The following is a 6,995-nucleotide window of genomic DNA, read 5'->3' as shown; positions in this document are numbered from 1 at the left end:
GCGCGCGGCTGATCCCATCGGCATTGGCGGCGCTGATCTCGACCCTGGAGCCGGTGTTTGGCCCGATCTGGGTCTGGTTAATCCATGCAGAGGTGCCGGCCACCCGGACAGTGATTGGCGGTAGTATCGTCTTCCTGGCGCTGATCAGTCAAATCCTGTGGCATTGGAACTTAAACCGCCGCACGACATTACAGGTCCCGACCCGATCACTTTGAGCAACCAGTGCAGCTTTGGGCTGGCGATGGTGGCGATACAATTAAGTATTTAAAACGCTGGCCCTGGACTTTGAAACCGCCCAGAATCCCACACAGTAAAATAAGATTGGTATCCGGCATTCGTCGTCATGAGTTTTCCTCCGTTACAGGGGCTCCTTTGTAATCCGGTTCAGAATCTTTCCCAGTGCCCCGGAGTATTCCTCCTTCAATGCATTGATCCGCGTGGTGATTCCGGCATCCCTTTCGCAAAGAATGGTAGATTTCTTATAGGCGCCAATAGATGTGCGGGTCCGATTTTCATATCCGGTATCTTTACCCATAGCTGTCGCTTATCTCAGAAGCTCTGGCTAGCGCCATAACGGCGGCTGATAACCCAAGTAATCCATTCCCATGTCAGGGTGAATCAAAGGCTCTGTTGCCGTTGATTTCGCACTGCGGACACGCGGCCGTGTTATTGATCGGCACGTGTTGAGGGAAAGAACGCCTGATGCAAAAGTTTAGAGATTGCCTTCCACTCTTAGGCACCGACCCCTTCCTCTGTGATGGCGGCCTTGAGACGACGCTTGTCTTTCATCGAGGAATTGATCTGCCCCATTTCGCGGCCTTTCCCCTGCTTGGTACGTCAGAGGGTCGGCATGAGCTGGAAATGTATTACAGTTCATACCTGCAGATTGCTCGGGACCATGCCGTAGGGTTCATTCTCGACACACCCACGTGGCGCGCCAATACCGATTGGGGTGCGCGGCTTGGGTATGACGCTGCCGCTCTCCAGGAGGTCAATGCGGACGCTGCCGGCTTTGTCGCAAGACTTCGAGAGCAGTGGGAAGAAACCGGTTTGGTTTGCGTTCTCAACGGGGTGATTGGCCCACATGGCGATGCCTATAAGGACGGGAACCTGGAAGAAGGAGCCGCGCAGAAATATCATGCTCCCCAGGTAGAGACATTCGCCGCGACCGAAGTAGACATGGTCTCTGCGGTCACGATGAACAAAGTTGGCGAGGCAATCGGCATTGGCCGAGCCGCAAAGGCAGCGGGCCTACCTTGCGTTATTTCGTTCACGGTCGAGACAGACGGCAGGCTGATCGACGGCACCACGTTGCGGGAGGCAGTGGAGCGTACCGAACAAGCATTAGACGGCTCACCGATCTGTTACATGGTGAACTGCGCGCATCCCTTGCATTTTGAAGGGGCAATGGGCCGCGGGTCGCCTTGGACAGATCGAATTCAGGGGATACGGGCAAATGCCTCCAGCAAGAGCCACTCTGAACTCGATGACTCCGCCAGTCTCGACATTGGCGATCCCGCAGATCTTGCTGACCGGTATCGGGTGCTAAGCCTTGACTTCCCGGCTCTCAAGGTGTTCGGCGGCTGTTGTGGGACTGACCACCGCCATATTCAGGCCATCGCTGCTGCAGTCCTGTCCTCTTAGCTCATCTGCCCTAAGATCACCCCCCTGCACCTATAGACAAAGCTTTGTCGAGAAAAGGACATTGCTCTGGCAGCTCGCCTCTTGAGCAAAATACCATGTAAGCGAAGGGGAGCCACAGGAGTCCCAGCCCACACCGCTAGTGCCCTCTGGGTGGGTTCTGAGGCGGACAGTCTAACAATTCTGCCGATGCTTAAACCGACTCCCCTCGGCGACCGCAGCTGGATCATGGGTCTCCGAGGGATGAAGCGGCACTGACACTCCGGCGATCGCCCGCATACCAAGGGCACCTTAGAAACGGCATACGGCTTAGATCCTGGCCCGTATTGTGGCAAAAGCCACAGCCCCGCTGGTTGAGCCGGCCTACCCTCTTGATACGTGACTATTAGCATGGTGACGTGAAGATGGAGGCAGAAGTGCCTACCGAAGACGCAATGGGTTATCTGGCAGCGGCTCTAGTGTTTTGTGCCTTTGCAATGCGCACAATGATCGCCCTGCGATTGATAGCAATTGCAAGCAACTTGGCATTCCTGGTGTATGGGGGCCTTGGAGAACTTGCACCAATCATCATGTTGCACTCGGCACTTCTACCAATGAACCTTGTTCGTCTTTATGGAGAATTAGTTCCACCCGCAAAAGAGCAAACTCGAGACAGCATTATTGATCGCCAAGAGCCACGACTATTTTAAGATGAAGTGAGAAAATGCAATTCTTCTAAGGTTCATTTTCAGGAACGTCTTAACTATTTTACCAAATAATCTTAAGTTGCTCACAACATCGAATAATGGGTCAACAGAATGTGTGGCAGCCTTCCAGACTGGATTTCGGCACTCTCAAATGCCGGTACGGCAATTGCTGCGATCTATGCAGCTTTTGAAGGGGGTAAGACGCTTAAGGCTTGGCGGCATCTTATGATTAGGCATTACGTCACAGAGACATCGGAGCAAGACCCTGGCTCCTAGTCGAATTGTAGGATGTAAAAAGGTGCTCGCCACCGATAGGTTAGTTGACGAACTAAATGAACGTCCGGTTCTATGTCCTCCGCTGAGATGTAAGCATGCTCCGCAAGGGCACCAGGGCGGATTGAGCGGCCATCCACAACCAAGGGGCTAACGGAGCGCTCGCGGTGACGCGGCCATTGTCGCCGCAAGGCCATTGACCCGGTGGGGTTAGCGTGGCCGACTTAGAGATCACTCCAAGGCAGAACAAAGAACTCTGGCAACACTTACAAGTTCGTCATCGGACGCTCGCGCGGTGGGCCGAAATGTGACGCTCTCTTCAGCAATGTACTGTCGCGAGGTGATATCGGTGGGCGAGACCATTGGCACGACATGGGCGTGAGCATGAGGGATGTCGCTCCCGGTAAAGAGGAAGCCGACCCGCTCCACCGCGTAGATTTGCTCTAGTGTTCTCGCCAGAATTTGGCCAAGCGCAACGATCTCAGCGGCGAGTTCGGAGGGCATAAGGTCAAAATAGGGATAGTGCTTCCGCGGGACGATCTGGGTATGCCCCGGGCGGATGGGATTAATGTCCAGGAACGCATAAAGGGTGCCGCTTTCGTAAACCGGGTGGGAAGGCACGGTGCCTGCCGCGATCCTGCAGAATAGGCACTCCTTGGTGTCGGACATGGTCGAATATTCCCGCCGTGGAGGGGGCCGCTCCTCCGAAATCGAAAAAGGGGCACGCGAACATGCCCCTTTTTCTCGGCCGCAGCTCGGGAGAGACTGCGGACTAGAACCTGTAATTCACACCGAACAGGACACTCTGCAGGTCGACACTCTGCTTGTAGGATTGTGCCGTGAGAGCGCCCCCATAAGAGAACTTCTTCGAACCGAAATCTGAATAGAGGTATTCGCCGAAGACAGAGATGTTGTCGGTGACAGCCCATTCAACACCGCCGCCGGCCACCCAGCCGGTCAGCGTCTTGCTGTCCTTGTCGCTTGCGAAAGCCGTGGAAAGCTCCCCTTCGACATTGCCAATGGCAAGACCGCCGGTGCCGTAGAACAGGATACGGTCAAGGGCAAAGCCAGCGCGTGCACGGATGTTGATGGCATAATTGATGTCGGTCTTGTAGGTGGCCGTAACGGGCCCTGCGGGATAAGACGTCTTGTCATTGATATCCGCATAGGACCCATCGACGAGTGCGCCGAGCACGAAGGAACCAAACTGATCAAGCTGCATGTCGCAACCGGCGCGTCCGCCGATCAGAAACCCATCCGGAGAGGTTGAATTGTCGCTGTAGGGGAACTTGACGTCCGAATCGCTCCAACCCGGACCACCTTGTGCACCAATGTAGCAAGTGCTCCATGAGAAGACGTCAACCTCGATTGGAGCCGGAGGCGGTGGGGTGTAGAGATCGGCCGCCTGGGCAGCAACAGACCCGAACATCACAGCGATCACGGCAGCAGCACAACTCGTCTGTATACGCATAGGTTTGCCCCCTTACGGTTCAGATGGTTAACAGACACCGCAAAACCGGGGCTGTCACCCGTCTAGGTCGTAAAGTGTCAAGTTTGCTCAGGTCTGTGACTTTGATGTTACCTTTCGCAGCGCTGAACATGATCGTTCCCAGGACCTGCGGTCCCGCATCGTCATCGTCGTAGTCGCGGTCGCGGTCGCCCCGTTGGGCTGTCTCCGCGCTCCCGCCAAGTGCCCGAAGCCACCTTCATCCTCCCTCCCAGCTATAGCCAGAGGTCACGGGGCCACAAAAAAGCGAAGCGCGTCTTCGCTGGGTGAGACCTCTTAGTCCGGAGTGTAGGAGGCATTGTCTGCCGAGCTGGACCACGCACGTTTAGGTAGTAAAAGATAAAGAGAACATGCAGAAGTAAACTCTGCTAAGCTCTCTGCTGGATCCGCGGGCACCTGTGTAGGCATATCTTTGCCACCTGTGATGCTTGTTAGGTGATCAAAGACCAACAGCAATGAACACTGATGTTCCCGACGACAGGACGGGCGCGAACCGTCAGATGTTGTAACCTCAGGGACCGTCTACGGATGAGCCACGCACAAAATTTGCCGCACCAAGCAAAAAGCGATGACTTTCGGCTTTCCGACTTCATCCGCCATAACGTTGAGCCGATTGTCCGGGAGTGGATCGCCTTTGCCCGCACCAGGACACCTGCAAGCGAGACCATGACACGTCTGGGGCTGCAAGATCACATCGTGGAAATCCTGGGTTTTATCGCCGCTGATCTTGAGACCCGACAGACGCCGAAGGAACAGGCTGATAAGTCAAAGGGACTTGGTCCCCCCGATAGCCCCTTAACTCAAAGCGCGGCAGAAGTTCACGCGCAGCTCCGATTAGCGGATGGCTTCAACATTGATCAGATGGTGTCCGAATACCGCGCCCTTCGTTCCAGCGTCGTGCGGTTATGGACAGCCCGGGATGAACCCTTAGCCAAAACCGACCTGGAAGACCTCACGCGCTTTAATGAAGCCATTGATCAGGCCCTTGCTGAATCTGTGGCGCAATACACAAAGCTGATCTCGGATTCGAGAAGCCTGTTTTTGGGAATTCTCGGCCACGACTTGCGCAATCCAATCGGCTCGGCCTCCATGGCCGCTCAGATGATGGGGAGGAAGCAACTCTCGGACGATAAGAAAGCCGAGCTTACCTCGCAGATCGTGATCACTATGGAGCGCGCTACTCATATCCTGGATGATCTTCTGGACATCACCCGCAAATCCTTCGGACGCGAAATCCCCCTTGTTAGAACCGAGATGAACATGGGCGAACTTGCGCTTCAGCTCGCCGAGGAGATGCGTTCTCTCTCCAAGGGGCGTGAAATCAAGGTCGACGTCAGCGGTGATTGCGCAGGCGCATGGGACCGAGGACGGATGGGCCAGCTGCTTTCGAACCTCATCGGCAATGCCGTTCAATATAGTTTCGAAGGGACTCGGATTGTGGTGACGGTCGCCGACCAATCAGACACCATTCTGATATCCGTGAGAAACGAAGGCCCGACGATTTCGGCGGAGACGATCAAAACTATTTTCGATGCGATGACGCGTGGACCTGCAGCGGTCAATAATCCACGCTCCGCCAATCTGGGCCTCGGTCTTCATATTTCAAAGTTACTGGTGGTAGCACACGGCGGCACCATCGATGTCGCGTCATCGGCTGAACTCGGCACCACCTTCACCGTCGTGCTTCCCCGGCGGTAGAGATCTCGCGGGGCCGCAGATGATCGCCCTCAGATAGACGCGACGAGTGGAACGTCACTCCCCTGCCATCATTGTCGCCGTCCCACCGCGCGGACCAAAGACCACCAGAACCCGCCGGGACCCGCAAGACGGACATTTGAGCCGGCTCGCCAGCATGTCGATGGGAAACTCAGCACCGCGCGTCCACATCAAGGACCGCAAATCCAGCTGCTGATTGTCGATGCATTCGCGGATGCTCTTCATCCCATCCCGCTTGCCGAAGGCGCACTTCACATGCACCGTCCAGCCGAGGCGGTAGGCGTCCTTGAGGGTCTTGGCGTCTGCTTCGCTCATGAGAACAAAGAAAGAACACATCGCCCCTTGAAGTCAAGGTCGACGGCGACGGAATGGCTTCTCACTCCACAGTTTAGGATCATCCGTCCGCGGTTCGTTCACCACATCGTCCGTGTTGCGGAAGGTATACCAAGGGCAACAAAGTCACCCCCAACAGCAGGACGCCTGAACGCCGTGTGTCACACATTCGGCGCGGCACTAAACGGAACGTTCAGGAGTCACGACGGTTCGGACAATCACTGGAAGCCACGCAAGAGGAGCAGTCTCGTGAACCGTCCAGCTATCCATGTGTCCAGCCGCTCAGCCACTTTTCCCGAAGATGAATCTGCAGAACCGTCTGCCGGTGTCCGCAGCGAATACATGTTCAAGCCCGGTTCCCCTGTTCTGGTCCCGATCGACTATGCGGGCATTGCCGTCGCAACTATCATGGCTCTGGGGCCCTTGTCGGCTTATGCCATCGGTTTCTAAGCCTTAAGGGGGCGACGCGCTCATAGGTCGCCTCAGGTGAGACTGAGGGTAGCCCTCCGGGAGGAATGCTCCGACCTGGGCAGTCGGAATTCAAGGGCAGTGATCCTGACGCACCTGGAAATCACGCGGGGTCCGGAGTGTTGGTGGACAAAAAACTCCACCGCTCCGTTCGTGTTCTCACTTGAGTGACCTCTACCAAACTGAAACCATCAGCCTTCGGAGTATCAAACGCTCGTGGAAGCACAGACGAAAAAGCACCCACGGAGCTAAAAGGACCCAGAAATCCAGTCTCTCGACTTGAACGTGCATCCCCCGGAATAAAATCTCGATCGCTTCGTTTTCTAAGTAGCCCTTCGGCTATTAACCTAGGAGACGAGCGTGAAATCATA

At 55.6% G+C, this 6,995-nt stretch carries 7 protein-coding genes and 1 pseudogene; 5 read left to right on the top strand and 3 right to left on the bottom strand.

What is annotated here, in order from left to right; genetic code table 11:
• The 3 genes and pseudogenes from FKM97_RS25945 to FKM97_RS25935 form a co-directional block, all read left to right on the top strand.
• Window positions 1–215, top strand: a pseudogene (locus FKM97_RS25945) (EamA family transporter); the annotation flags it as partial.
• A 487-nt stretch (window positions 216–702) separates the two neighbouring features.
• Window positions 703–1,644 (top strand): homocysteine S-methyltransferase family protein, encoded by a 942-nt coding sequence (locus tag FKM97_RS25940; RefSeq protein ID WP_144295365.1) that lies wholly within the window; start codon window positions 703–705, stop codon window positions 1,642–1,644.
• 401 nt (window positions 1,645–2,045) lie between these two features.
• A complete protein-coding gene (locus tag FKM97_RS25935) occupies window positions 2,046–2,330 on the top strand; it encodes a hypothetical protein (RefSeq protein WP_205015314.1) in 285 nt (94 codons plus the stop codon).
• 501 nt (window positions 2,331–2,831) lie between these two features.
• On the opposite strand, the gene FKM97_RS25930 is transcribed toward FKM97_RS25935, so the two are convergent.
• A complete protein-coding gene (locus FKM97_RS25930; RefSeq protein WP_144295364.1) occupies window positions 2,832–3,269 on the bottom strand; it encodes an HIT family protein in 438 nt (145 codons plus the stop codon).
• Between the two features lie 103 nt (window positions 3,270–3,372).
• Window positions 3,373–4,071: an outer membrane protein gene (locus tag FKM97_RS25925; RefSeq protein WP_144295363.1), complete on the bottom strand. Its 699-nt coding sequence runs from the start codon at window positions 4,069–4,071 to the stop codon at window positions 3,373–3,375.
• A gap of 564 nt (window positions 4,072–4,635) precedes the next feature.
• Between FKM97_RS25925 and FKM97_RS25920 the strand changes: the two genes are divergently transcribed.
• Window positions 4,636–5,805: a sensor histidine kinase gene (locus FKM97_RS25920; protein ID WP_246105277.1), complete on the top strand. Its 1,170-nt coding sequence runs from the start codon at window positions 4,636–4,638 to the stop codon at window positions 5,803–5,805.
• Between the two features lie 54 nt (window positions 5,806–5,859).
• Here FKM97_RS25920 and FKM97_RS25915 read toward each other — a convergent pair whose 3' ends face one another.
• Complete coding sequence (locus FKM97_RS25915) at window positions 5,860–6,138, bottom strand: hypothetical protein (protein WP_246105276.1); 279 nt, start codon at window positions 6,136–6,138, stop codon at window positions 5,860–5,862.
• 267 nt (window positions 6,139–6,405) lie between these two features.
• Here FKM97_RS25915 and FKM97_RS25910 point away from each other — a divergent pair, with 267 nt between their 5' ends.
• On the top strand, window positions 6,406–6,606 hold the full coding sequence (locus FKM97_RS25910; RefSeq protein WP_144295361.1) for a hypothetical protein: 201 nt from the start codon (window positions 6,406–6,408) through the stop codon (window positions 6,604–6,606).
• The last annotated feature ends 389 nt before the right edge of the window (window positions 6,607–6,995 follow it).

The organism is Rhodoligotrophos appendicifer, assembly GCF_007474605.1.
Taxonomy (GTDB): Bacteria; Pseudomonadota; Alphaproteobacteria; order Rhizobiales; family Im1; genus Rhodoligotrophos; species Rhodoligotrophos appendicifer.
This window is presented reverse-complemented; position numbering and strand designations above follow the sequence as displayed.

Coding starts and splice junctions, on each gene's coding strand:
- FKM97_RS25940 (WP_144295365.1), top strand. CDS start 703: ATGCAAAAGTTTAGAGATTGCCTTCCACTCTTAGGCACCGACCCCTTC.
- FKM97_RS25935 (WP_205015314.1), top strand. CDS start 2,046: ATGGAGGCAGAAGTGCCTACCGAAGACGCAATGGGTTATCTGGCAGCG.
- FKM97_RS25930 (WP_144295364.1), bottom strand. CDS start 3,269: ATGTCCGACACCAAGGAGTGCCTATTCTGCAGGATCGCGGCAGGCACC.
- FKM97_RS25925 (WP_144295363.1), bottom strand. CDS start 4,071: ATGCGTATACAGACGAGTTGTGCTGCTGCCGTGATCGCTGTGATGTTC.
- FKM97_RS25920 (WP_246105277.1), top strand. CDS start 4,636: ATGAGCCACGCACAAAATTTGCCGCACCAAGCAAAAAGCGATGACTTT.
- FKM97_RS25915 (WP_246105276.1), bottom strand. CDS start 6,138: ATGAGCGAAGCAGACGCCAAGACCCTCAAGGACGCCTACCGCCTCGGC.